Origin of the sequence: Eubacterium sp. ER2, from assembly GCF_000765215.1 — a bacterium.
Classification (GTDB): domain Bacteria; phylum Bacillota; class Clostridia; order Lachnospirales; family Lachnospiraceae; genus Claveliimonas; species Claveliimonas intestinigallinarum.
In genome coordinates, this window is sequence record NZ_JPJE01000074.1 from 1 (window position 1) to 1,220 (window position 1,220).

Sequence of the window (1,220 nt, forward strand, 5' to 3'; positions counted from 1 at the left end):
CTTGATAAAAACCGGAAGGATCATTGAAATGTTGATAACTACAATAGAAAAGCCCCGGGGTAAACCGGGGACTTTGTCTACAGTCTGAGGAGCCGCCCGGCGTGGGCGGCTCCTCTATTTTTCTGCCTTTTTCAGGGCTTCCCTGACAGCGTCCACGATGACCTGGGAGGTGTAGGCCGAGTCAGCGGAAAATTCCAGGTTGTCAAGAGACTGGGACTGGCAGATCTGCTCCGCAATGTCCTCCATGGCCGGCTGGGCTAAGGGGAGCATGGCCGCCGTCGTCTCGTCCATGTTGGTGAAGCGGATGGAGCTGATCCCCGAGTCGTCCACCGAGACCTCCACTTCCAGGTCTGTATTGTTTAAGGTAAGGGAGGAGGTGTAGACGCCGGCTTTGTATTTGCCTGACGAGCCGCTCTCTTTTTTGTCTCCGGGGAAGAACATGAAGACGAGCAGCAGGATCAGAAGAATGGCCAGCACGGCGAAAATGACGGTATAGATGATCTCCTTCATGTGGAGCACCACGATTTTTGTTCTGGAACTCATAAAAAGCCCTCCTGTACCATTATGGCAGTATTTTTATTCTCTATAAACGTATGCCGGGAACCGGGAAAATATTCCCGGCTTTTGCGTGACAAACAGCCCTTCTTCCTGTAGAATGGAGGGAGTGTGAAAGGAAAGGTGGAAGACAATGTATATCATAGCTGGACTTGGAAATCCGGGGCAGCCCTATGAGGGGACAAGGCATAATGCCGGGTTTGATGTCATAGATGTGCTGGCGGAAGCGTATAATATCTCCGTGGATTATCGGAAAAACAGGGCCCTCATCGGAAAGGGCATCATAGAGGGGCAGAAGGTGATCCTGGCCAAGCCCCAGACCTACATGAACCTGAGCGGGGAGAGCATCCGGGGACTTGTGGACTACTACAAGGTGGACGAGGAGTCGGAGCTCATCGTCATCTACGACGACGTGAGCTTGGATCCCGGTCAGATCCGGATCCGGAAGAAGGGCAGCGCCGGCGGCCACAACGGAATAAAAAGCATCATCGCCCACCTGGGCACGGAGGTGTTTCCCCGGGTCAAAGTGGGGGTGGGCCAGAAGCCCAGGCAGTACGATCTGGCGGACTATGTGCTGGGGCATTTCTCCAGAGAGGAAAGAGAGCAGATGGCGGAGGGCTACCGCCATGCCGCAGAGGCGGTAAAGTACATGGTGACAGACCGGG

Annotated in this window: 2 protein-coding genes; one reads left to right on the forward strand and one right to left on the reverse strand. The window is 54.3% G+C overall.

Annotation, left to right across the window (positions count from 1 at the left end):
• Positions 1-114: 114 nt before the first annotated feature.
• Complete coding sequence (locus NI21_RS0115760; RefSeq protein WP_033127161.1) at positions 115-543, reverse strand: hypothetical protein; 429 nt, start codon at positions 541-543, stop codon at positions 115-117.
• A 145-nt stretch (positions 544-688) separates the two neighbouring features.
• Between NI21_RS0115760 and pth the strand changes: the two genes are divergently transcribed.
• Positions 689-1,220: aminoacyl-tRNA hydrolase (pth, locus tag NI21_RS0115765; protein WP_033127162.1), on the forward strand; the 532-nt coding region annotated here is incomplete at its 3' end.

Coding starts and splice junctions, on each gene's coding strand:
- NI21_RS0115760 (WP_033127161.1), bottom strand. CDS start 543: ATGAGTTCCAGAACAAAAATCGTGGTGCTCCACATGAAGGAGATCATC.